25 protein-coding genes are annotated in these 24,937 nt (G+C 31.1%); 11 read left to right on the top strand and 14 right to left on the bottom strand.

Annotated features, from left to right (window positions below; genetic code table 11):
- Positions 1–177: 177 nt before the first annotated feature.
- The 3 genes from rpsT (at position 178) to B2741_RS05080 (ending at position 2,848) form a co-directional block, all read left to right on the top strand.
- A complete protein-coding gene (gene rpsT, locus B2741_RS05090) occupies positions 178–429 on the top strand; it encodes a 30S ribosomal protein S20 (RefSeq protein WP_291136032.1) in 252 nt (83 codons plus the stop codon).
- A gap of 143 nt (positions 430–572) precedes the next feature.
- Complete coding sequence (gene typA, locus B2741_RS05085; RefSeq protein WP_291136030.1) at positions 573–2,369, top strand: translational GTPase TypA; 1,797 nt, start codon at positions 573–575, stop codon at positions 2,367–2,369.
- Between the two features lie 47 nt (positions 2,370–2,416).
- Positions 2,417–2,848: a hypothetical protein gene (locus tag B2741_RS05080; RefSeq protein ID WP_291136028.1), complete on the top strand. Its 432-nt coding sequence runs from the start codon at positions 2,417–2,419 to the stop codon at positions 2,846–2,848.
- Positions 2,849–2,897: 49 nt separating this feature from the next.
- Here B2741_RS05080 and B2741_RS05075 read toward each other — a convergent pair whose 3' ends face one another.
- From B2741_RS05075 to B2741_RS05020, 12 genes are all read right to left on the bottom strand, one after another.
- Positions 2,898–3,908, bottom strand: coding sequence for a peptidylprolyl isomerase (locus B2741_RS05075; protein ID WP_291136026.1), 1,011 nt, complete (start codon positions 3,906–3,908; stop codon positions 2,898–2,900).
- 10 nt (positions 3,909–3,918) lie between these two features.
- A complete protein-coding gene (locus tag B2741_RS05070; protein WP_291136024.1) occupies positions 3,919–5,007 on the bottom strand; it encodes a peptidylprolyl isomerase in 1,089 nt (362 codons plus the stop codon).
- A 6-nt stretch (positions 5,008–5,013) separates the two neighbouring features.
- Positions 5,014–5,571, bottom strand: a complete 558-nt coding sequence (gene gldI / locus B2741_RS05065; RefSeq protein WP_291136022.1) for a gliding motility-associated peptidyl-prolyl isomerase GldI — start codon at positions 5,569–5,571, stop codon at positions 5,014–5,016.
- The gene (locus B2741_RS05060) at positions 5,568–6,584 is read right to left on the bottom strand and encodes a DHH family phosphoesterase (RefSeq protein ID WP_291136020.1); all 1,017 of its coding nucleotides are present in this window, start codon (positions 6,582–6,584) and stop codon (positions 5,568–5,570) included. Before B2741_RS05060 ends, gldI begins: the two co-directional genes overlap by 4 nt.
- Positions 6,585–6,628: 44 nt before the next feature.
- Positions 6,629–8,650 (bottom strand): T9SS type B sorting domain-containing protein, encoded by a 2,022-nt coding sequence (locus B2741_RS05055; RefSeq protein ID WP_291136018.1) that lies wholly within the window; start codon positions 8,648–8,650, stop codon positions 6,629–6,631.
- Positions 8,651–8,666: 16 nt separating this feature from the next.
- A complete protein-coding gene (locus B2741_RS05050) occupies positions 8,667–9,518 on the bottom strand; it encodes an ABC transporter permease (protein ID WP_291136016.1) in 852 nt (283 codons plus the stop codon).
- A gap of 7 nt (positions 9,519–9,525) precedes the next feature.
- Positions 9,526–10,422, bottom strand: coding sequence for an ABC transporter ATP-binding protein (locus B2741_RS05045; RefSeq protein ID WP_262317867.1), 897 nt, complete (start codon positions 10,420–10,422; stop codon positions 9,526–9,528).
- A gap of 131 nt (positions 10,423–10,553) precedes the next feature.
- Positions 10,554–11,864 (bottom strand): ABC1 kinase family protein, encoded by a 1,311-nt coding sequence (locus B2741_RS05040; RefSeq protein ID WP_291136013.1) that lies wholly within the window; start codon positions 11,862–11,864, stop codon positions 10,554–10,556.
- Positions 11,865–11,870: 6 nt separating this feature from the next.
- Complete coding sequence (locus B2741_RS05035; protein ID WP_291136011.1) at positions 11,871–12,530, bottom strand: TetR family transcriptional regulator C-terminal domain-containing protein; 660 nt, start codon at positions 12,528–12,530, stop codon at positions 11,871–11,873.
- A gap of 142 nt (positions 12,531–12,672) precedes the next feature.
- Positions 12,673–13,731, bottom strand: coding sequence for a nucleoid-associated protein (locus B2741_RS05030; protein WP_291136010.1), 1,059 nt, complete (start codon positions 13,729–13,731; stop codon positions 12,673–12,675).
- Between the two features lie 99 nt (positions 13,732–13,830).
- Entirely contained in the window at positions 13,831–14,382 is a 552-nt protein-coding gene (locus B2741_RS05025) for an IS1096 element passenger TnpR family protein (protein WP_291136008.1), read from the bottom strand.
- An 81-nt stretch (positions 14,383–14,463) separates the two neighbouring features.
- Positions 14,464–15,378, bottom strand: a complete 915-nt coding sequence (locus B2741_RS05020) for a glutaminase (RefSeq protein ID WP_291136006.1) — start codon at positions 15,376–15,378, stop codon at positions 14,464–14,466.
- 131 nt (positions 15,379–15,509) lie between these two features.
- Between B2741_RS05020 and B2741_RS05015 the strand changes: the two genes are divergently transcribed.
- From B2741_RS05015 to B2741_RS04990, 6 genes are all read left to right on the top strand, one after another.
- Positions 15,510–17,648 carry a TonB-dependent receptor gene (locus B2741_RS05015; protein ID WP_291136004.1) on the top strand — a complete coding sequence of 713 codons (2,139 nt, stop codon included), beginning with the start codon at positions 15,510–15,512 and terminating at the stop codon, positions 17,646–17,648.
- Positions 17,649–17,846: 198 nt separating this feature from the next.
- Positions 17,847–18,467, top strand: a complete 621-nt coding sequence (locus tag B2741_RS05010) for a hypothetical protein (protein WP_291136002.1) — start codon at positions 17,847–17,849, stop codon at positions 18,465–18,467.
- Between the two features lie 8 nt (positions 18,468–18,475).
- Complete coding sequence (locus tag B2741_RS05005; RefSeq protein WP_291136000.1) at positions 18,476–19,816, top strand: 2TM domain-containing protein; 1,341 nt, start codon at positions 18,476–18,478, stop codon at positions 19,814–19,816.
- A gap of 2 nt (positions 19,817–19,818) precedes the next feature.
- On the top strand, positions 19,819–20,118 hold the full coding sequence (locus B2741_RS05000) for a 2TM domain-containing protein (protein ID WP_153200192.1): 300 nt from the start codon (positions 19,819–19,821) through the stop codon (positions 20,116–20,118).
- A 28-nt stretch (positions 20,119–20,146) separates the two neighbouring features.
- Positions 20,147–20,461: a 2TM domain-containing protein gene (locus B2741_RS04995; protein ID WP_291135997.1), complete on the top strand. Its 315-nt coding sequence runs from the start codon at positions 20,147–20,149 to the stop codon at positions 20,459–20,461.
- A gap of 1 nt (position 20,462) precedes the next feature.
- The gene (locus B2741_RS04990) at positions 20,463–21,215 is read left to right on the top strand and encodes a LytR/AlgR family response regulator transcription factor (protein ID WP_291135995.1); all 753 of its coding nucleotides are present in this window, start codon (positions 20,463–20,465) and stop codon (positions 21,213–21,215) included.
- Between the two features lie 2 nt (positions 21,216–21,217).
- On the opposite strand, the gene B2741_RS04985 is transcribed toward B2741_RS04990, so the two are convergent.
- Positions 21,218–22,240 carry a DUF4919 domain-containing protein gene (locus tag B2741_RS04985; RefSeq protein ID WP_291135993.1) on the bottom strand — a complete coding sequence of 341 codons (1,023 nt, stop codon included), beginning with the start codon at positions 22,238–22,240 and terminating at the stop codon, positions 21,218–21,220.
- A gap of 107 nt (positions 22,241–22,347) precedes the next feature.
- Positions 22,348–23,634 (bottom strand): hypothetical protein, encoded by a 1,287-nt coding sequence (locus B2741_RS04980; protein WP_291135991.1) that lies wholly within the window; start codon positions 23,632–23,634, stop codon positions 22,348–22,350.
- Positions 23,635–23,793: 159 nt separating this feature from the next.
- On the opposite strand from B2741_RS04980, the gene B2741_RS04975 reads away from it, so the two are divergent.
- Positions 23,794–24,282 carry a TlpA family protein disulfide reductase gene (locus B2741_RS04975; RefSeq protein WP_291135989.1) on the top strand — a complete coding sequence of 163 codons (489 nt, stop codon included), beginning with the start codon at positions 23,794–23,796 and terminating at the stop codon, positions 24,280–24,282.
- Positions 24,283–24,287: 5 nt separating this feature from the next.
- A complete protein-coding gene (locus tag B2741_RS04970) occupies positions 24,288–24,881 on the top strand; it encodes a thioredoxin family protein (RefSeq protein WP_291135988.1) in 594 nt (197 codons plus the stop codon).
- Positions 24,882–24,937: the final 56 nt, after the last annotated feature.

Here is a 24,937-nt window from a genome sequence, read left to right as displayed (position 1 = left end):
GTTCGATTCCCCTACGGGCTACAGAATTAGTTGTAAATAAGTTTTATAAAATAATAATTGGTGTCTCGGTTATTGTTTTATTAGTTAAAACCAAAGTGATTGCAAATGTAATTGTGGGAGGTTTTTCTTTTTTAACTAGTAGTTTATAACAATTATTACAATTAAAAAAAGAACAAAATGGCAAATCATAAATCTGCTTTAAAAAGAATTAGAAGTAACGAGAAAAAAAAAGTGTTGAACAGATACCAACACAAAACTACTCGTAATGCAATCAAAGCTATTCGTTTAGCTACTGATAAAGCTGAAGCTTCTGCAAAATTATCAACTGTAATTTCTATGATTGATAAATTAGCTAAGAAAAATATCATTCATGATAATAAAGCATCTAACTTAAAATCTAAGTTAACTAAACATGTAGCTTCTTTATAGTCTACTGTTACAAATAATACTAAAGCTCTCATTATGAGGGCTTTTTTTTATGTTAAGCAATTATTATTTTCAACTAAAGTGTTGATTACTATAGTGTTTTTACAAAAATAAAGATTACCTTTGCACTTTCAAAAATAAAATAAATGACTTCTATTAGAAACATCGCAATTATTGCACACGTTGACCACGGTAAAACTACTTTGGTTGATAAAATTATGTACCACTGTCAATTGTTTCGTGAAAACGAAAACACGGGAGACCTAATCTTAGATAATAATGATTTAGAGCGTGAAAGAGGTATTACTATTACTTCTAAAAACGTTTCTGTAACTTATAAAGGAACAAAAATCAACATTATTGACACTCCTGGTCACGCCGATTTTGGTGGTGAGGTTGAACGTGTACTTAATATGGCTGATGGTGTTTGTCTTTTAGTAGATGCTTTTGAAGGGCCAATGCCTCAAACGCGTTTCGTATTACAAAAAGCAATTGACTTAGGATTAAAACCTTGTGTGGTTATCAATAAAGTAGATAAAGAAAACTGTACTCCAGAGGAGGTGCATGAAAAAGTTTTCGACTTAATGTTTGAATTAGGTGCTACTGAAGCGCAGTTAGATTTTCCAACAGTTTATGGTTCGGCTAAAAATAACTGGATGTCTGATGATTTTAGAAATCAAACTGAAAACATCGAACCTTTATTAGATATGGTTTTGGCACATGTTCCAGCTCCTAAAGTATCTGAAGGAACACCTCAAATGTTAATTACCTCTTTAGATTTCTCTTCTTTCACTGGTCGTATTGCTATTGGTCGTTTAGAAAGAGGTGTTTTAAAAGAAGGAATGCCAATATCTTTAGTAAAAAGAGATGGTAAAGTAATCAAATCAAGAATTAAAGAATTACATACTTTTGAAGGTCTTGGACGTAAAAAAGTAGACGAAGTAATTGCTGGTGATATTTGTGCAATTATTGGAATTGAAGGATTTGAAATTGGTGATACTATCGCTGATTTTGAAAATCCAGAAGCGTTACAAACTATCGCCATTGATGAGCCTACGATGAGTATGTTGTTCACAATTAACGATTCGCCTTTCTTTGGTAAAGAAGGTAAATTTGTAACATCGCGTCACATTAGAGATCGTCTAACTAAAGAATTAGAGAAAAACTTAGCAATGAAGTTAGGTGAAACCGATTCTGCTGATAAATTCATGGTTTTTGGTCGTGGAGTTCTTCACTTATCGGTTCTTATTGAAACAATGAGAAGAGAAGGTTATGAATTGCAAATTGGTCAACCACAGGTAATTATCAAAGAAATTGATGGTCAAAAGTGTGAGCCAATTGAAGAATTAACAATCGATTTACCAGAAAATCTTTCAGGTAGAGCAGTTGAATTTGTGACTATCCGTAAAGGAGAAATGTTATCAATGGAAGCTAAAGGTGATCGTATGATTATTAAATTTAATATTCCATCTCGTGGAATCATTGGTTTAAGAAATCAATTATTAACAGCTACTGCAGGTGAAGCAATTATGTCTCACCGTTACATTGGATACGAACCTTTCAAAGGAGCAATTCCAGGACGTAACAATGGTTCTTTAATTTCTATGGAAAACGGAAAAGCTATTCCTTATTCTATTGACAAATTACAAGATAGAGGTAAGTTCTTCGTGGAGCCAAATGCTGAGATTTATGAAGGTCAAGTAATTGGAGAAAACTCGCGTGGTGATGATATGTGTATCAACGTAACTAAGGCTAAAAAACAGTCAAACGTACGTTCATCTGGAAATGATGAAAAAGCAAGAATTATTCCACCGATTATTTTCTCATTAGAAGAAGCGTTAGAATACATTCAAAAAGATGAATATGTTGAGGTTACTCCAAAATCTATTCGTTTAAGAAAAATTTATTTAACAGAAAACGACAGAAAACGTTTTAAAGTATAATTAATATGAATCCCGATGAAAATCGGGATTTTTTAGCATAAACAAGAATGGAAATTAAATTGAAATACGGAATTGACAATTTGCTTTTTGGAATGAAAGAGCAAGATGTTACTAAAATTTTGGGTAAACCCGATGCACAATATAAAGACGAAGAAGAAAACGTTGTTTTTATGTATAATGCCAGAAAACTTCGTTTGATTTTTTACAAAGAAGAAGCTTTTAGATTAGGGTATATGACGACATCTAATCCAATAGTGAAGTTATTCAATACGACTATAATTGGAAAGAATTGGAGCGATGTTTTTCCTGTTTTAGAGAAGAACAAAGTAAAATCATTTGAAACCGATACAGTAGAAGGAATGATGAGTTACTTTAATGAAGAAAACTGGTTATTCATCCACGTAGATTACAACGAAATTGTGAAGATTGAAGTTGGTGCAGTTTTTAGTGATAAAGACGAATTTGACTGGAGATTCTAATTTAAATAATAATAAAAAAAGCCGCTAATTTAATTAGCGGCTTTTTTTATTATTGATTTATCTTGATTAATTCAACTTCGAAAATTAAATCGGCATTTGGAGGAATGACACCACCAGCACCTCTTTCTCCATAAGCTAAATTAGATGGGATGTAAAATTTATATTTAGCTCCTTCATTCATTAATTGAAGACCTTCTGTCCAACCTTTGATTACTTGATTCAAACCAAAATCGATAGTTTCACCTCTTTGTACACTACTGTCAAATACTTTTCCGTCTAAGAACATTCCAGTGTAATGTACTTTAACATTACTAGTTGCTACAGGTTTGTTTCCAGTTCCTTCTTGTAATACAATATATTTTAAACCACTTGGAGTTGATGCTGCAGTTGCAAATTCTTTTAAAGCTTTTTCTTTCGCTTCCTTTTGCTTTTCAGCAGCCAATTTTTCAGCAGCATCTTTATTTATGAAATAGTCTGCAAATACTTTTTCAGCATTGAATTTTTTTGCTTCTTTTCCAGCTCTAATAATTTTTACAGATGAAATAACATCATCTTTAACTATTTTGTCAACTACTTCTTGTCCGCTTACAACATGTCCGAAAACAGTATGCTTTCCGTCTAAGTGCGGAGTTGCTTTATGTGTAATGAAGAACTGACTTCCGTTAGTTGCGGGTCCAGCATTAGCCATAGATAAAATTCCTTTTCCTGAATGTTTTAAATCAGCAACAATTTCATCATCAAATTTATATCCAGGTCCGCTAGCTCCAGTTCCATCAGGGCAACCACCTTGAATCATGAAATCAGCAATTACTCGGTGAAATTTCAATCCGTCATAAAATGGTTTTCCTTTGAATTTAGCATTTGCTTTTGGATTTTTTCCTTCTGCTAAAGAAATAAAATTAGCAACCGTAATAGGTGTTTTTTTGTATTCTAATTCAACCACAATTTTCCCTTTTGATGTGTTGAATTCAGCAAAAATACCATCTTGCTTTTTGTTTTGTGCTACAGCGAAAGTTATGCAACTTAACGCTAGAACTGCTATTTTTAAAATATTCTTCATTTTGTAATTATTAGTTTGTTGGTTTATTTTCTAAAAGTTCTACTTCAAAAATGATATTGGCATTCGGTGGAATTACATCTCCAGCACCTTGCTCACCATAGGCTAGGTTTGAAGGAATGTAAATCATTATTTTATCTCCATAACTCATCATGGCTACACCTTCATTAAATCCAGGAATAAAAGGTAAATTACCCATAGTCACCGGATAACCCGCATATCCATTTTGATTAGCTCTGTTTTGATCAAATTTTCCGTATAATTTGGCTACATCTTCATAACTCGTATCAAAAAGTTGTCCATTTTCTAAATAGCCTGCGTAATGAATCAATACTTGTGTGCCATTTGTTGGTTTTTTGTCTGTTCCTTTTTTAATAATTTGATATATTAATCCAGATGCTGTCTTAGTTCCAGTAGCTTTTAACGTAGTAATTTCTTTGGCTTTATTTTCAATAATTTCTTTGGCTTTTTCTTCAGCTTCCTTAATTTCTTTGGCTACAGAAGAATAGTAGTTTTTGAAAATTTTAACGGCATCAAATTTCTTTGCCGCATTACCAATTCTGATAATTGTAATTTTTTCAATAACATCATCTGCTTCAATTGTATTAATTACTTCTAATCCTTCTACAACTTCTCCAAAAATAGTATGCATATTGTCTAACCAAGGTGTTTCTTTGTGTGTGATAAAGAATTGGCTTCCATTAGTACTTGGTCCAGCATTTGCCATTGATAAAATTCCGGCTTTTGAGTGTTTTAAATCAGGATGAAATTCATCTTTAAATTTATAGCCTGGTCCACCTGAACCATCGCCCATTGGGTCACCGCCTTGAATCATAAAATCAGCAATAACGCGGTGAAATTTCAATCCGTTATAAAATGGTTTTCCTTTGAATTCTTCACTTACGAATGGGTTTTTTCCTTCTGCTAAAGTCACGAAGTTAGCAACAGTATTTGGAACTTTTTCAAATTCTAATTTCACAATCATGTTTCCTTTTGCAGTTTCAATATCGGCATACAAACCTTCTTTTAGGTTGTCGTATGATTTGGAACAAGAAGCAAAAAAAGTAGCAATGCTTAATAATAAAATGGAAGTAATTTTCATTTGGTATTAGTTTTTAGATTGGGTATCTACTTTAATATCGTTTAAACTTACGGTACAAATTAGAGGTTCGTTTGTGCCAATTTTTTTATCATCACCATGATAGCCATACGCCATGTGAGATGGAAATAAGAAAGTAACGGTTTCTCCTTTTTTCATCAATTTAATTCCGTCTCGCAATCCCATCATTATGTTTTCTTTATCAACATAGTATACTTGTGGTTTTGTATCCGCAATAGTGTAAATAATTCTACTTTTTAAATCTTTAATTTCATAATCGAAAAAAGCAATGTCACCTCTTTTAGGAGTTGCTGTTACTTCCTCTACTTTGGTTTCATATTTGTACCAATATCCTTTGTTTGAAGCTATGTAAGATTTAAGTGAGTCGTTTTTTATAATTTCAGCAATTAAATCTTCTTCATCTGCAATTAAAACTTTATTACGTTCGATAGATTCTTTTATGAAAGTTCCTGAAGTGTGAGAAATAGGTTTTCTCGCTTGTTGTTGTTGCGAACAACTGGCTAAGAAAATCATTGCTCCAAAAAGGAATAGGTTTTGAATTCTCATAATTGTTTTTTTTCTTCTGCTAAAATAGCAATAAATTGTTGTATCGTTTCGTCTAAACTTGAAAAAGATTTACCACCAGCTGCATTGATATGTCCACCGCCATTGAAATGATTTCGTGCAAATTGATTTACATCAAAATCGCCTTGTGAACGGAAAGAAATTTTGATAATTCCTTCTTCTTTGTGTTCGATAAAAATAGCGGTAAAATCGATTCCTTTGATGCTTAATCCATAATTTACAATGCCTTCTGTGTCTCCTTTTTGATGACCAAATTCGTTTAATTCGTCTTGAGTTAGCGTAATATAGGTCGTTTTATATTCAGGAAGCATTTTCAAGTTTTGAAGTGCTTTTCCTAACAATAACAAACGGTTGTATGATGAATTATCAAAAAGTAAATTGTGAATTTCGCTATTGTTGATGCCTTTTTCAATTAAATCAGCAACACATTTGTGAGTAGCGCTTGTTGTTTTTGGAAAACGAAAACTTCCAGAATCGGTAACAATTCCGGTATATAAACAAGTAGCTACGGTTTTGTTAATTAGATTTTCTAATCCTAGTTGGTAAATAAAATCATAAACCATTTGGCAAGTAGAACCATAAGCAGTATCCGAAAAAGTATAGGTTGCATAACCATCAGGAGCTTGATGATGGTCAATCATTACACTTGTAGCGGTTAGTGTTTTTAACACATTTTCCATTTGGTCTCCTGTTCGGTGTAGCGCATTAAAATCTAATGTAAAAATCAATTCCGATTTTTCTAAAATAGCTTTGCAAGTATCAAAACTTCTTTCAAAAATTAAAACTTTTTCGCTTTCGGGTAACCAAGCTAAAAAATCTGGAAATTCATTTGGAGCTATTACCACAACGTCGTGTTGTAGTTGTTTAAGGATGTGATATAAACCTAAAGTAGAGCCCATAGCGTCTCCATCTGGATTTCTATGTGGTACAATTGTAATTTTTTTTGGCGTAGCTAAAATCGATTTTATAGCTTCAATTTCGTGTATTTGCATCATACTGCGAATATATTATTTTGTAAGCTATTCTGCAATTATTATGCCTAACGTTTTAATGTAAAGTGTCCTTTTACCGATTTGCCGTTAGTTAATTTGATTTCAAACCAATAATCATTGGATGGCAATAGATTACCATTAAAAGTTCCGTTCCAACCTTCGCTTACTCCTGAAATTTGCTTTAATAATTTACCGTAACGATCAAAAACAGTAATAACACTATTTTCTAAGTTTCGTTTATCTAAGTTTTTAATGAACCAAGTATCGTTATAACCATCTCCGTTTGGAGTGAAATATTTTGGAAAATCTAAGATGTAAAACGTTTCGAAAACGATACCACAACCCTTTTTATCTTGCACATAAACCGTGTATTCGCCTGCATTTAGATTATTGAAAATATTAGAATCTTGGTAATTTACACCATCTAATGAAAACTCATAATCGCCTAAACTTGCACTTGAAATTTCAATAGTTGCAGTATTGTTTTCTTGAAAATCGTTAATAGCTACATTTTCAATTGTTGCAATTCCAGAGGCTTCAATTGTAAATGTTTTTGTTTTAGGGCAATTTAAGACATTGGTTACTGTTACTTCATATATTCCTCCTGAATTTACAGTAATTTGTTGGGTAAACTGAGGCGGAATTGTATTCCATTCGTAAGTTGAAAATCCACTTCCTGCATCTAAAGTTAAGATAGAATCTTCACACAGACCAATAGTTTCATCAACTAAAACAGCATCAAAAGTGTTTACTCTTAAATTTACAGGATAATCTGAATAACAACCTTGAACATTCATTATTCTGGCATAAATGATTTGATTGTTTGGAATTGTATTGGTATAACTTGTTGGCAAAGCTGTTGTGTTCGTAGGTATTTCGAAAAAAGAAATCACATAACCTGCAGGAAGGTTAGTAAATAATAGATTTTTAATGTTGTCTAAATTAAATACTGTTTTTCCATCTTGATCTGCATCTGCATCACATTCAGTAAATGAATTTTGATTGATTACTAACGATTCTGCGTATTCGATTTTTAGTGTTTCCGAAGGAGGAGAACAAGTGGTGCCATAAAAAATATTTACCGTATATTCTCCTGCTGATGTAATGTTATAAGTTGGATTTGTTGCGCCAGAAATTGGATTTGTATTTTGAAACCATTGGTAGCCTGTTGCACCAACCTGAGTAGCATCAACAGTTAATGTTTCGCCAGGACAAAGAGGATTTCCTGTAGCAATTAAGCGGTCGTCTCCTAAATCGATTCCGAAATTAAAACTACCACCGCCAAGGAAAATTGCAGAATCAAAGCGATAATTCCCTTCGTCAGCAATTACTAATTTAATGTGGTAGGTTTCCCCTGGTATAACATCAGATTCAGCTTTTAAAATTTTGGTTTGACCATTAAAATTTGTTGGGTGATTTGTGTCATTAAAAGCATCAAAATAAGCTTGGTTAGCTGGCGGACAAATTGTTCCAGAACCTCTTACTGTATTTACTTTTACAGGAATATTAGTATTAGGAACAACAGCTAAATTTTGATAGCTTGTTTCTCCGTTTCTTTTCAATAAAAAGGCAAATCCATCTGTATAATTACATTGATTAGAAGATGGATTTGATAAATATTGTTCGGATGAAAAAATGTAATCAAAACTTATTCTATTTCCTAGTGGAATAAAATCAAATTCTAAAATCGTTGCATTGAAAGTATTGCTTAATCCTAAAGCATCGTTTAAGTCTGAATCACCATTCCAACCCATATTCCCACCATCATCAGATAGATAGGAATTTGGGCCTGGAGCATTATTTATTTTTCCTGTTGAAAGAATAATTCCGTTTTGAAAAGGAAATGTAGTTCCAGTTCCGTCAAAATAGCCAAAGCTTTTTTCTCCAGTAGCAAAATTTCCTCCTGAAACACTTACGTTAAATACATTAGCGCAAGTACTGTTGATTAGAATATCTTCAACTAAATCTTGTGGTGTATATCCTTCGTCAACTGAAATGTTTTGCGCTTTTCCGAATTGGATTCCCAATAAGAAAAGTAAGATAGAAATGGTATTTTTAAAAGTATTCATAGCATCGGCAAAGATACTATAAATCGCGCTTTTTTAAGATATAATAAGATGTTAAAATAAATATAAAAGCCCATAATAAAGCTATGCTTATTTCCGAAAAGTGTACACTGTAATCTTTTGCTACTTTTGCACCACCAATAGTGGTTTCAATCGTTTTAATGGCGCTCAATCTGGTAAAAGGTTCTTTGATTAGATTGCTCATCGATTCCATAGGAAAAAATTGAATCATGGTGTCTCCAAAATTTTTGTGTTTATCATCACCACCTAAGATGACAAATTTAATAATCCAATAAAAAATGTTTTCTGCGATGAACCAAATAAATAAAAATCCTAATGCAAATGCACTTCGCTTTACTAATATTCCTAAGAACAAGCAGAAAGAGAAAAATGCCGTTAGCTTAACAAAAAATGCCAATAAATATTCTAAATCAGAAAATACAATTCCCATTTCATTGTAGGAAGAGAAAGAATATCCTAATATTAACGACATCACAAAAACAAATAGAGTAGAAGCAACAGCAAAAGTTCCCACCACTAAAAATTTGGAAAGAATAAATTCTTTCTTGCTCAATCCGTCAATTAAATTTTGCTTTAAAGTTCCATAAGTATATTCGTTTGCCATCATGGAAACAATTACAATAGCTAAGAAAATTTTGAATAAAGAGGCTATGTATGTGTTAAAATGCCAGATATATGGGAAATTAAAAATTCCTTGATCGGCAATTCTAATTTCGAAGGTTCCAATACTAAATTTTATGGATGCGATTAATGCGATGAAACTTAATAAAACAAAATAAGCAAGAAGTAATACACGGCTGGCTTTGTTTTTCCAAATTTTTTGAAATTCTATAGATAGTAATCTTTTCATGATTGTGTTAGTTTTTGGTTAATTCTAAAAATTGTTCTTCTAAGCTGTTTTTTCTTTTAACAAGATGTTCTAAAACAATTTTTTGTTCAAACAGATACGAGTTTAAATCTTTGGCGGCTATATCTTGTTTTAAATAAACCAATACTTTTCCTTCTTCTTCCTCTATTTTTTCAATTGAAGGATGATTTTGAAGTGCCAATTTAAGTTGCTCTTTATCGTCTGATTTTAACTCGAAAAAGCTATTGTTTTCAATCATATCATGAACCGAACCTTGATATAGCATTTCACCTTTACGCAAAACGACCACATGACTACATACTTTTTCAACTTCGTCTAATAAATGCGAAGCCAATAAAATAGTTGTTCCTTGCGAAGCGATAATTCGGATAATATCTCTAATTTGTCTAATTCCTTGCGGATCTAAACCGTTTGTTGGTTCATCTAAAATTAAAATTTCTGGATCATTCAGTAGGGCAGAAGCAATCGCTAAACGTTGTTTCATTCCTAACGAATAGGTTCTGAATTTATCGTTTTTTCGTTCTAAAAGTCCAACTAATTCTAATTTCTCGTCTACTTTTGAAAGTGATGTTCCTTTGATTTTACAGACCAATTCCAAATTTTCTTTGGCGGTCATGTATGGATAAAAATTTGGTCGTTCAATAATAGCACCTACTTTTTTTAGTGCGTCGTGTGTATTAGATTTCCCTCCAAACCATTCAAAATCGCCTGAAGTTTTATTGACAACGTTTAATACTATTCCTAAAGTGGTTGATTTTCCTGAGCCGTTGGGTCCAAGAATTCCGTAAACATTTCCTTTTTTGATTTCAAAAGACACGTTTTTAACTGCGTGCAAATGTTTATTGAAAATCTTATTAAGATTGGTGATTTTTAAAATGGTTTCCAAGTTTGTAAGTTTTTTGATTTATAAATAAGACGAAAAGTTGTTGTATTTGTTACTAACTTTAAAATATAAAACATAAAAAAATCCCTAACATTATGGCTTAGTTAGGGATTTTAAGTAAACTTGGAGCAAAATTAATATTTTATAAAGTTGTTGATTTTTACATTTTTAGCTTTTAAATCGTGCATTAAATTGTATAGACCAAAGAACGTTCTATTGATGTAAATGAAATGTTTCGAACCTCTATTTCCGTTCATATTTTTCAATTCGGTGCTTTTTGAATAGCGTTCGCCTAAATCAGCAATTTGACCAAAGAATTCATCGTCTGAAAAATCAAATTCTTCTACATGAAATGGTCTTGCGAATAAGCTTAACAATTCGTGAAACATCACAGTAAAAAACTCGGTTTCTTCTTTAGAATCGTCTGTTCTTAATATTTCTAATTCGTATAATTTTGATTTGAAAAATTCTGGATTTGCTAAATTTTCTTTCTTTGCCAATTCAAAATACGGCACATAAAAATCATTTGGAACTTCTTTAATGCAACCAAAATCTAATGCGATTAATTTGGTGTCTTTTGTAATTAAGAAGTTTCCAGGATGCGGATCAGCATGGACTTTTCTTAAATTATGCATTTGAAACATATAAAAATCCCAAAGTGTCTGACCTAAAATATTTGACTTTTCAGTATCAGTATTATAAGCGGTGAATTCTGACAAATGTTCGCCTGTCATCCAATCCATAGTAATAATTTTTTCCGATGACCATTCTGGATAATACTTTGGAAAAATTAAATTAGGAATAGTGGCGCAAGCTTCAGCCATTTCAATACTTTGCTTAACTTCATTGATGTAATTGGTTTCTTCAATCAATTTATCTTCAACTTCTTTGAAATATTTATCGGAATCTTTTCCTTTAATATTGAACATTTTGATTGCAATTGGCTTAACCATAGCCAAATCAGAGCTAATACTTTCTGCCACTCCAGGATATTGAATTTTCACAGCAAGATTTTTCCCATCCTTGCTCGCTTGGTGCACTTGACCAATACTCGCAGCGTTTATTGAAGTGGCATTAAAAGTGTCAAATATTTCGTTTGGCTGTTTGCCAAAATAGTTTTTAAAGGTTTTGTTTACCAATGGTGGCGATAATGGTGGAACCGAAAATTGTGCTAATGAAAATTTCTCCACATAAGCACGAGGCAAAATACTTTTGTCCATGCTTAGCATTTGAGCAACTTTCAAAGCGCTTCCTTTCATTTGTTTTAAACCGTCGTAAATGTCAGAAGCGTTGTTAATGTTTAGATTTTCTTTGGCTTCGGCTTCGGTTTTGGTGATTTTATCTCCGTAATATTTTATGTAATTTACACCAACTTTTGCTCCAGTTTGAATCAGTTTGGATGCTCTCTGAATTTTTGATGTTGGAATACTATCTATAGTTTTCATCTGTGTTTACATTTTAAATGAGGCTTTTTCTTGCCACATAAATTTTCCGAAGTCAATCAAACTTTTTAAAGGTGCAATATCCATTAAATCAAAACTGGTATTGACTGATTTTTCAATGAAAATATCGGTTTTTTCAAAAGATAACGAAGTGTCTTCTATCCAAAATTTCAAAGTGAATAAGAATTGGAACCAAGCCATTTCGCTCATGGTTTTTTCTTGAAATTCGATTAATTTTTCTTGTTTTAAATCGATTTTTTCAATTTCTAAAGTATCAAAGAATTTCTTGAAGTGTTTTCTCAATTCTGTCAATTTAGAAAGACTTTTCAATTTGTTTTTATCTTCTTTTAAAAGTGCAACCGTGAAACTTCTGTTTGCGGTTAACATTTCGAAATACGTGAAATAAAAACTTAATAATTTAGTTCGTGCATCATACGATTCGAAATCTTCACTTTTTTCTAACAAACCTATTGTTTGCTGAAATAATGAAGTGAAAAAGGTTTTTTCTATTTGTTCAAAAGATGAAAAATTAGCATAAAATACAGCTTCTTCAAAATTGTATTGCTTCGCAAATTTATATACCGAATGTGGCGCTTTGTTATTTTCTAAAAAATAATCAATGTAGAAACCTAAAATATCTTGATTAGTAATCTCTTTCTTCTTTGCCATGACTTTTAAAAATTTTATCAAAGATAAAGAATGTTTAATTTACAATCAAAAAAGTTAAACAAAATATTTTGTTAAAGTTCTTTCAAAAAAAACCTCAAGTACAAAGTTGTAATTGAGGTTTAATATTTTGTATTTAAATACCTTATGATTTCTGTTCTTTATTAAAGTAAACCAAATAATAATACATTTGCTTTTCTTCGTCCCAACCTTTTTCAACGAATTTCTCTGCACTTTCTGGGTTGATAAAATCCAATTTGATTTGGATGTTAGTATCTAATTGAATCGTGTTTTTTAACGTACGACGTACATCAGTAACGGCAGCATTCGCAATTGGAAAACTTGAAACGTCTTCGATGCTGTATTTTGCACCTTTATCTACTTTATAATTTTTGAATTCTGGAATGAACTCTGGATTTTGCATTACTTCATTCAAGAAAGCCGTTTCTTCAAATTCATCATTTTTCGCAAAGTGATTGATAGCACGGTTCATAAACAATACTTCTTGTTGTTTGTCTTCGGCTGGTAAAACTACTTCTTTAGCAAACTCTTGACAGAATTTCAAGTATTTCTTAGTCATGAAGTTTTCATCTTGAAACGCATCAACTGACAAGAAATGTTCTAACCAATAACGCGCATCATAACGATTGCTATCCACAGTTAAAATTTTGTAACCTTCTTCTTTTTTATAGTTGAAAATGATACAACCTTTGTCTAACTTATTCAAGTTGATTCCTTGTTGTAAAATCATTTCTAAGTTGCTTTCTTTTTCTTCAAATTGTAAGAAATCGGTTTGCACTTCACTTTTGAATACACCAATTGCATCAACCACATTGTTATCAATAGAAACGTGTGTAAAATAAGCTACATAAACTTCTCCATTTTTAATGTGCGGATGATTTGATTGCTCAAAAAGGTGTTTTGTGATTTTTTTAGAAACGTTGTGAATTTCGCTTGGGTTATTGAAAACTTCGGCAGCAAAATTGTACATTTCGTTATATTCTAAATCTACTTCGTGAGCAAACTGAAAGTAATTTTCTTCTTTTTCACGAAATGGTTTAAAGAAAAATTCTTTTAATAAAGGCATGATTTCATCATTCAACCCGTATGGATTTTCAGATAAGAAGATAGCTTCGTTTCTGCTTTTATTTCCTACGCGGTGAATTGATAAATTCTCAATATGAGCATTAAATAGATTGATCATTTTTTATAGTTTAGATAAAAGAGCCAAGATAGAACAGGTTTGTTTTTTCTTGGCTTTTAAAGATTGTATTTTGGTTTATTCTTTTTAATTCTTTGGCTTTTAGTTCCAATTTTCTTCAAATCCCATGTCTTCAAAACTATCGTCTCCGTCAAACATGTCCAAATCGTCGTCGTCTAAATCATCTTCAAATTCACCGAACATATCTTCATCTGATAAATCACCTCTGAATCCACTTTGAAGTGCTTCTGCAGGAAGTTCACCATGAGAGAATAATAAAGCAGGATATGTTTCTCCAACTTGTTTGTCTGTTTCAATAGCTGCTAATTCTAAGAAAAATGTCCACATCGAAAACAAATCGTACACATAAACTAATTTAGTGTTTTGTTCGTGAACTAAATCGTCTAATCTATATTCAGCCATAGTTTTGATTTCGCCAGGAATATCACCTGTATCAAACAATGGAATACCATCTTCTTCATGCCAAGACCAATCGTTTGCACAGGTATAAAAAGCGCCTACTTCTGTACCATCAAAACCAAATGCATTGATTAAAGCATTGTGTAAATCTTCTAATGAATTGTCGCTTTCGATGGCAATATCTCTAAAAATATCTTCTTCAGCATCGAGAATAGCTCTGAATTTATAAATCATAATCGTTGAAATTTTAAGAACTGCAAAAGTAATTATTATTTACGAGAAACTTTTTTGCTTTTGCGAATTGTTGATAAGATTTTAAAATATAGATAATGAGGTTTCTGTTGTTAATCGTTCTAAGGTTTCTAAACCATAAAATGAATTTCCTTTTTTGTTTAATTTCGGACTCCAAACCGCTACGGTGTAATGATTTGGAAAAACAGCAACGACGCCACCACCAACACCACTTTTTCCAGGAAGCCCAACTTTAAACGTAAATTCACCCGCTTGATCATAAAAACCACACATTTGCATTAAGGCGTTCATGCGTTTACATTTACTTGTAGAAAGGAATTTTTTATCACTTTTTGGAATCACACCATTATTAGCGAAAACTTGAAAACACTTGGCTAAATCAACGCAACTCATTTCAATAGAACATTGATGATAATAAAAGTCTAATACCGCTTCTGGTTCGTTTTTGATGTTGTTGAATGATTTGATAAAGTTTACCAAAGCTGCATTTCTGTAACCAAAAGCTTTTTCAGATTGCGCTACATTTTCGTTGTAATTGATATTTGGATTTTCGGTCAGTTCTCTTACGAAATCAAGAAGGAAGGCTTTTGGATTTTCAAAATGTTCTAACATTAAATCGGCAATAACCAAAGCTCCAGCATTAATAAACGGATTTCTTGGAATACCATTTTCGTTTTCCAATTGCACCAACGAATTAAATGAATTTCCAGAAGGTTCATAACCTACGCGTTCCCATAAATCGTTTCCAATTTTAGAAAATATTAGCGAAGTCGTAATGACCTTTGAAATACTCTGAATCGAAAATTTCTCTAAAGCATCACCTTTTGTAAACACGTTTTGATGTTTATCAACTAAAGCAATTCCATATTTATTCGCATCAACTTTTGCTAATTCTGGAATGTAATCGGCTACTTTTCCGGTGTTTTCAATTTGGATAACTTCGTTATAGATTCCGTCTAAAATATCTTGAAATGCCATAAATCTAATTTTGGTAAAAGTAATTAAATTCGGGAAAGATACAATTCATCCTCAAAAAATGACAGTTGGGTTAGTTTCAATTTTAAACGTGATTTTTCAGTTGCAACTTTGCTTCATCAAAATCAACAAAAATGAAATCAATTCTAACTTTATTAATCGTATTAACTTCACTAATTTCTTTTGGGCAAACCGAAATCAAAGGACAAATTATTGACGAACAGGGAATGCCATTTTCTGGTGCCAATGTTTTTGTAATCGGTACTTATGATGGTACAACATCTGACGAAAAGGGAAATTTTAGTTTTAAAACAACTGCTTCTGGAAATCAGAAATTGCAAATTAGTTTTCTGTCGTATGAAACGATAATTTATGATTTTGTGGTAGAAAAATTTCAATCAAAAGTTTTTACTATTAAAGAAAGTCTCAATACTTTAAATACAGTAGAAGTTACTGCAGGAACTTTCAAAGCTGGCGATAATAGTAAAGCAACAGCTCTTAAAGCGATGGATATTGTAACAACAGCTGGTTCGGCTGGAAACATTATTTCAGCTTTAGAAACTTTGCCAGGAACACAAACGGTTGGTGAAAACGGAAGATTATTTGTTCGCGGTGGAGAAGCAGACGAAACCCAAACCTATGTAGACGGAATTCGCGTTGGACAACCTTATGGAGCAAGTGCCAATAATGTGCCAACAAGAGGTAGATTTTCGCCTTTTTTGTTTAGTGGAATTACATTTTCTACGGGGGGTTATAGTGCAGAATTTGGCGATGCTCTATCGAGTGTTTTGTTGCTAAATACTATTGATGAACCAACTCAAAATCAAACGGATATTTCAATTATGACGGTTGGAGTTGGATTAGGAAAGACTAAAAAATGGGAGAAAAGTTCGTTTACATTTAATACAAGTTACATCAATTTGGCGCCATATCAATTGGTGGTTCCGCAGAATTTAGATTGGAATAAACCTTATGAAACTTTAGCTGGAGAAAGTGTTTTTCGATATAAATTTAAAAACGGCATTTTAAAAGTCTACGGGGCTTTCGATTATTCTACCTTCGATTTGAATCAGAAAGATGTAAATTTTGATGAAAAAATTCGTTTTGATTTACAAAACAATAACTTCTATTTCAATACTTCGTATAAAGGTTATTTGAATGATAATTTACAACTTCAAACCGGATTTAGTTATGGTTATGCGCAAAATAAAATCGGAATTTCAGCAGATAAAGTTGCAAATAATGAACGAACATTACATAGTAAATTCAAATTAAGAAATTCATTCTCAAACCGATTCAAATTGAGTGTTGGTGCCGATTTGTTTCACACGAATTTTGATGAGAATTTCAATGTTTTCGGTTATGGCTATCAAAATAACTCCATTGCTTTTTTCTCTGAAGCGGAAATTTTATTGTCGAGAAAAGTAGCTTTTAATGTTGGATTACGTTCTTCAAATGCTTCTATTGTTGATGAATTTACAGTGGAGCCGAGAGTTTCTTTTGCTTACAAAGTGGCTGAAAATAGTCAGTTTTCTATGGCTTATGGAAATTTCAATCAAACTGCACGACAAGATTACTTGAAATTCAACTCTAATTTAGATTATGAAACGACGTCTCATTACATTTTGAATTATATGTACAACAAACAAGGAAGAATGTTTCGTGCGGAAGCGTATTTTAAGGATTATAAAAATTTAGTAAAATACGATGGAACGCAAGCCAATTTTGACAGTAATTACAATAATAAAGGTTTTGGTTATGCAAAAGGTTTGGATTTGTTTTGGAGAGACAGCAAAACCATCAAGAATTTAGATTACTGGATTTCGTATTCGTTTATCGATTCGGAACGCGATTTTAGAAATTATGAAACACAAGTTACGCCTTCGTTTGTTGCGAATCATAATTTTTCATTGGTTACTAAGTATTTTGTAAGTAAATGGAAATCTCAGCTTAGTGCAACGTATTCTTATAATTCAGGAAGACCGTATGATAACCCAAATGTTGCTGAATTTATGTCTGAAAAGACAAAATCATTCAACAATTTAAGCTTTAGTTGGGCTTATTTGTTATCCCAACAAAAAATATTGTTTTTCTCAGTAACTAATGTTTTAGGAACCGAAAATGTATTTGGTTATCAATATGCGAATACGCCGAGTATTTCGGGACAATTTCAGCGTCAAGCTATTACACAAGCAGCCTATCGATTCATTTTTGTAGGTTTATTTTGGACCATTAGCGACAATAAGAAGACGAATAATTTGGATAATTTGTAGGCTGGATGATGGAAGTTGGATGATTAAAGAAAACAAATTATTACTTAAATCTACAATTCATCATCAAAAATCAACAGTTCGGTAAGTATAAGTTTTAATAGAATAAAATCTAACGGAAATTTGAATCATCAAAATAAAACAACATTAAAATCAATTTTAACAACAAAAAACAAGTTCAACAATTAAACAATAGAAATCATGACAAAAATTATCACTATCATCGCATTATTTGTAGCTTCAGTAGTAAGTGCTCAAGGACAATTTGAACAAGGAATGGGCAAAGCTTTACAAACTTGGAAAGAAGGAAAACCAGCAGAAGCGGTTGCGCAATTAGAACGAATTGCTTCGGTTGAAAAAACAAATTGGTTACCTAATTATTACATTGCTTTTATCAATACAACCCAAGCTTTTGGTGAGAAAGACAAAGCAAAAATGGAATCTTTATTAAGAGTAGCTCAAAAAGCACAAGATATTTGTAATGAACTAGCACAAGATAATCCGGAAGTTTTAGTAATGCAAGCTATGATTCACACCGCTTGGATTGTTTATGATCCAATGACAAACGGACAAAAATTATCGGGAGATGTGATGTATATTTTAAATAAAGCTTACAAAATTGCTCCTGAAAATCCGAGAGTTGTGTTTCAAAAAGCTTCGTTTGAAATTGGAATGGCACAATATTTTGGTCAAGATACAAAACCAATGTGTGCTCAAATTGAAAAATCTATCGAACTTTTTGCTACTTTTAAACCTGAAACAGCTTTTCATCCAAGTTGGGGATTAGATAGAGCGCAGGCTGAATTAAAAAAATGTAAATAGAATCAATTATGATTGATAAATTAATAAAACAGTTTCCGAGAGCTACCTTTATAATGTTAGTTGTATTCGTAGTTTTAATTATTATAAGATTGCTTTCTGGAGGTTCTGTGGGGTTGAATGAAGGATTAGCTTGGCAATTTTTCTACACCATGCTTTACGGATATACGCTTTATTATGCCAATGCTATCATTTTTGTCAAGTTAGATGATGTTTATCAAACGGATAGGTTTTCAAGAAATAGAATCGTTCTAGGCTTTACTCTTTCATTTTTTGTTTCAGTACTTGTAATTTTTTTACTTCGAATTGTAGAAGATGTAGTAATTGAAGGGCAAACAATTCAACAATTTTTAGCGAATGAAAAACCTTCTAATTACATTATTTCAGTCGTAATTACGTTTGTTGTAACCTTAGCCATTCATGCGATTTATTTTTACAAAGCCTATCAAGAAAACAAAGTCAAAGAACAAAAAATTATTGCAGGAACGGCTTCTGCACAGTTTGAAAGTTTAAAAAATCAAATCGATCCACATTTTTTGTTTAATAGTTTGAATGTATTGAGTTCGTTAATCGAAGAAAATCCCGAAAGTGCTCAAAAATTCACAACTTCGCTTTCCAAAGTATATCGCTATGTTTTGGAGCAAAAAGATAAAGAATTGGTTTCGGTAGCAGAAGAATTAAAGTTTGCCAAAACCTATATGAATTTACTAAAAATGCGATTTGAAAACAGCATCACATTTGAAATTCCAGAAGGTTTTGATAATGAAGAAGCAAAAGTAGTTCCGTTATCGTTACAATTATTATTAGAAAACTGTATAAAACACAATGTAGTAAGCGAAGCAAAACCGCTTCATGTAAAAATTAGTATCGAAAATAATCAGTTGGTCGTAACAAATAATCTTCAAAAGAAAGAAGTATTATCAGACCGAAAAGGCGTTGGATTGCAAAATATCGTTAACCGATACGCCATATTAACTAAAAGAACAGTTTTAGTAGAAGAAAACGAGCAAGAATTCAAGATTTTTCTACCTATTTTAACCAAACAAATTACCATCATGGAAACACAAAATATATACAACGAAAACTTAGCTTATCAAAGAGCAAAAGATAAAGTAGAACAATTAAAAGGATTTTATGGCAATTTAATTTCGTATTGCATTGTAATTCCGGTTTTGATAATTATTAATTTACAATCTTCAAATAATTTTCAGTGGTTTTGGTTTCCAATGTTAGGTTGGGGAATGGGATTGACATTTCACGCTTTAGAAACATTTGGTTACGGAAAATCGTGGGAAGAACGTAAAATAAACGAATTGATGAATAAAGACGATAATTCTAAAAACTGGAAGTAATCATGGAAGCAAATCAATTTGACATAGAAAAATACAACAAAGCAAAAGAAAGAGTAAAAGAGTTAAAAGGTTTTTACGGACATTTAGCAAGTTATGTAGTTGTAATTCCGGTTTTGATTTTTATTAACTTATATTTTTCGCCTAAACACATTTGGTTTTATTGGCCTATGTTAGGTTGGGGAATCGGTTTATTTTTTCATGCTGTTGGCGTTTTTAATATCATTCCGTTTTTTGGAAAAGATTGGGATGACAAAAAGATTAAAGAAATAATGGAAAAAGAAAAAAATACAAAATGGGAATAATTTCATTTCCAATTAAAAAATAGAAATCATGAGCACACAAGACGAAATCAAATATCAAGAAGCTTTAAAACGAGTTAAAAAAATTAAAGGCTTTTACACACACGCAATTGTATATGTTTTTGTTAACATAATGATCGTTTTTCTTAATGTTAAGAATTTAGATCCAGGAGAAACTTATTTTCAGTTTAAGAATTTTTTGACGGCATTTTTCTGGGGAATTGGTTTGTTAGCGCACGGACTTTCGGTTTTTGTACCTAATTGGATTATGGGACAAAACTGGGAAGAGCGTAAGATAAAGGAGTTTATGGAGAAAGAAAAAAACAATCAAAATCAGTGGAATTAGTATGAATATCATTATTATTGAAGACGAAAAACCAGCTGCAAGATTATTACAACGTAAAGTTGAAAAATTAGGTTTGCAAGTAAATACGATGTTACATTCTGTAGAAGAATCAATTGCTTGGTTTCGAAATAATGCACATCCTGATTTGATTTTTTTGGACATTCAATTGTCTGATGGTTTGTCGTTTGAGATATTTGAGCAAATCGATATTAAAAGTGCTGTGATTTTTACAACTGCTTATGATGAATATGCTTTGCGAGCTTTTAAGTTAAATAGTATAGATTATTTATTGAAACCAATAGATGAAGAAGATCTAGAAATCGCAGTCAATAAGTTCAAAGCCAGAAATCAAGCGCAAAATATTTCATTAGATTTTGAAGCGATTAAGCGCATGTTAGTTAATCCTGTGGAAAAGGAATATAAAAAGCGTTTTTCGGTGAAAATTGGCCAACAATTAAAAGTGATTTCAATTGAAGAAGTAGAATGTTTTTACAGCGAAAACAAAGGAACTTATATTCACACTTTAGACAATCGCGATTATTTAATCGATTCCACTTTAGAAGTTGTAGAAACCGAAATCAATCCAAAAGATTTTTATCGCGTAAGCCGAAAATTCATAGTTCCGTTGAAAGCCGTTAAAGAAATTCAGGTGTATTCGAATTCAAGATTAAAAATCATTTTACCAACTTACAAAGACGATGAGGTAATTGTAGCTAGAGAACGCGTAAGTGATTTTAAGGAGTGGATTGGTTGATTCTAATCCACTCTTTCGACTTGCAACAAAAATTGATTAAAATCATCAATTATAAAGTAGAATTGTTCAGTTAAATAGATCGTTTTTAAACCCATTATTGTGTATTTATCTTGTTCAGTACCAATAGAAATACGTTTATTTACTTTATTAAATTTCCACTTTTTCCCATTAAGTTCACCTAATAATCCTTTTTGGATAACTGCATTTTTAATTTTTGAAGAAAAGGTAAATTTTTTGTCGGCAGAAAAAGTAAAAATCGCATCATTAAAAATATCCATTAAAACTTTATCTTGTTCGTTCAATTTTTTTTCAGTTATAATTTTGGTAACTTTCCATTTACCAGTCACAAATTGTTCGTTAACAGTTCTAGATTCAACTATTTCTTCTACTTCTTTACTATATTTTATAAATACAGGTAATTTTGTACCGTCGTTTTTTTCAAAATCTAATTTGTATACATCATTGTTTATTCTTGTGTTATTTTTTAACGCATATCCTTCGGCATGATAATTTGTATTTATATTAAACTCAGGAATTAAATAGTATGCTGTTTCGGCTGTTTTTCCATCACCAGAGTTTTTTATAGTTTCCATTAATGAGCTAAAAACAGCTTTGTTTCTGGCGGCTTCAATTTTTAATCCTTTTGCTTCGTAAATATTTTCATTTAATAAGTATAAATCGATATTGAAGGGGTTCTTTTTAATTAGTCTGCTTGATAATGATAATAATTTATCAAAATCAGGTATTTTATTTTCTAATAGATATGAAATACTATCTAGTTCAAGTTCTTCTTCTTTACGATTTGTTTTTTTATTTTGAAATGGACTACCATATAAAAAATAATGATATTCTTCTTTTGTTAATATAGAATCTTTGCTGTGGAACTTATTTTCTAAAGTTTGGTAATAAAATTTAGAAGATTTATTAAATGTTTCTAGTTCTATTTTTTTAAAATTTGGTTTGGGGTTATTTTGTGAAAATAATAAAAGTGGAAGTATCAATAAGAGATAAAATAAAATTTTCATGTTGGCTTTAATTTTAGGTATTGACTAAAAACAAATATATAAATATTTCAATAAGTTGAATATTTTTTTTGAGATTTATCTTATAATTTAATGATTATATGATTTCATTAAAAATTAAAATAAAAACGCCAGTACACAAAAAATCCAATTAAAATTAGATACAATAAACTGTTTAAACTTATTGTAACTAATGCAAAATTATTCCAAAGTTTTTCTTTGATCAGTTTTAAATTGAATCGAATTAGTGGAATGATAATTACTAAAAGTAAATAGGGTAAATAAGAAGTCAAGCTTATAAGTGAGTTATATGAACTTTTATAAGGTGAAGCAAAATAGAAAATATTCACAGTTGTATTTAAAACATACATGTAGTAAAATAAAATGAGTCCAAACGGAATTAAAAGTAATTTTATACTGTTGAACTTATCGGTTTTTCTATTTTTTAAATAATTTAGTAAAAAGTAAACCGAACTCATAAAAAAGAATAATCCGCAAAACACTAAAAATAGACGTAAAATATCATTGTTATGAGGTATTTGATACGAAGCTAGTTTTTCAAATTCATCATTTTTTGGAAATAAAGAATCGACTTTTAGAATGTGATTTCCCTTAGCTAATTCATCTTTAATATTGAATTGAATAGTTTTGTCATATTTATGATAGAAGTATAAATTCACGGTTCCGCAAGTGTTATCCCAAATAGACGTTAATAGTGTTCCGTCGCCAATTTTTTCTCTGCAAACATGCATGGTGTCGGATAATTTTCGGCAAAACTCTAAATCGGTTTCAATTTTGTTATTTAAAAACAAAACACCATTTTGATAGCGTTCTAATTTAGAAGCATCTTCTTTTGACGTTATAGATGGACAAAAATTAGACAAAACATAACTTGCCTCATTTCCTAAAATAATTTTGTAAGGTTCTACCACAATGTATTTTCCAGATGCATCTATATAGATGAAAACGTCTTCAATAAAGTAACTGTAATCGTATTTTTCAATATATTTTTTTACATCTTCAACTGTTTTGCAAGTGTGAAGAATATCTTTTAGATATTGGGTTGGATTGGTTATTTTTAGACGGTTTTTGAAATTAAAATTTTTGCTTTCAGGATGATATGATGCTAATCTTGAAAATATCAGTCCGTGTTCATTCATTCCAGATTGTGGTGCATAACCATTTTTTCCATCAAAACGCGAACCTGTAAAAGCAGCACCAAAAGGAGCTTTTTTGTTCCCAATTTCAAACCAAATATGAGAAGTTGTTCTCCAAGCGTCTTCATTACAACCCACCATGGTTTTTCCATTTTTGGTCACTTTGTACATACTACATGGATTTGCAATATTTATCGATAAAAGAAATAAAAGAGCAAAAACGATTTTAATACTTTTCATACAATTCCATTTGGTTCAATAATAAAACGATTGAATTGCCAAAATGTTACATTCTTAATAAAATTGAATTAATTGAATTTGTCTTTAATTGGGTTGATAAAGAATTGTTAATTAACAGCTAACAAAATAAATATCTCACTATTTTTGATAAAAAAGTAGATGAGATATTTTCGTTTTATTGCATTTTCGTTATTCTTTTTGAGTTTTTCAGCGAAAGCTCAAGACTTGATTACGTTTCAAAACTTTGACGAATTGAATGCTTATATTCAAAATAATTCGGATAAACCTTTGGTAGTTAACTTTTGGGCCACTTGGTGTGCGCCATGTGTGAAAGAATTACCATATTTTCAAAAATTACATCAGGAAAATCCAAATATAAAAGTTGTAACCGTAAGTTTAGATTTTGAAAAACAAGTAGAAAGTAAATTGAAACCATTTTTGAAAAAGAAAAATTACACTTTTGTAACCACCTACATGGCGGATAAAAAATTCAACAATTGGATATCAAAAGTAGATGAAAATTGGTCGGGTTCTATTCCGGCTACTTGGATTATCAATGGAAATAAAGGTGTTTTTGTAGAACAAGAATTTGCCTCGTTTGAAGAATTAAATCAGTTTGTAAATGAATCACTAACTAAAATAAATTAATTACTATGAAAAGAATTGGATTTTTTGCCTTATTAATGTTCGTTTTAATGAGTTTTACTAATCCTACAGGATATAAAGTAGGAGATAAGGCTACCGATTTCAAATTAAAATCGGTTGACAATAAAATGTACAGCATGGCCGATTATAAAGATGCGAAAGGTTTTATCGTGGTGTTTACTTGTAATCATTGTCCGTTTGCTGTTAAGTATGAAGACAGAATTATTGATTTAGCTAAGAAATACAAATCAAAAGGATATATTTTATTGGCAATCAATCCAAATGATCCTGCAGCACAACCTGAAGATAGTTTTGAATTAATGCAAGAACGTGCTAAAGAAAAGAAGTTTTCATTTCCTTATTTGTTTGATGAAGGTCAGAAAATTTATCCGCAATATGGCGCTACGAAAACACCTCACGTATTTTTATTAGATAAGAATTTAGTTGTGAAATATATTGGTGCTATCGATGATAATGTAGAAGATGCTTCTGAAGTGAAAGAAAAATATTTAGAAAACGCCATTGCAGCTTTGGAAAAAGGGCAAGAACCAACACCAAATACTACAAAAGCAATTGGTTGTTCTATTAAGGTAAAAAAATAAATTCTAGATATATTATTAGAAAGAGTGAAATGTAATGTTTCACTTTTTTTGTTTTT

This window comes from Flavobacterium sp. UBA7663, from assembly GCF_002483315.1.
GTDB lineage: Bacteria > Bacteroidota > Bacteroidia > Flavobacteriales > Flavobacteriaceae > Flavobacterium.
This window is presented reverse-complemented; position numbering and strand designations above follow the sequence as displayed.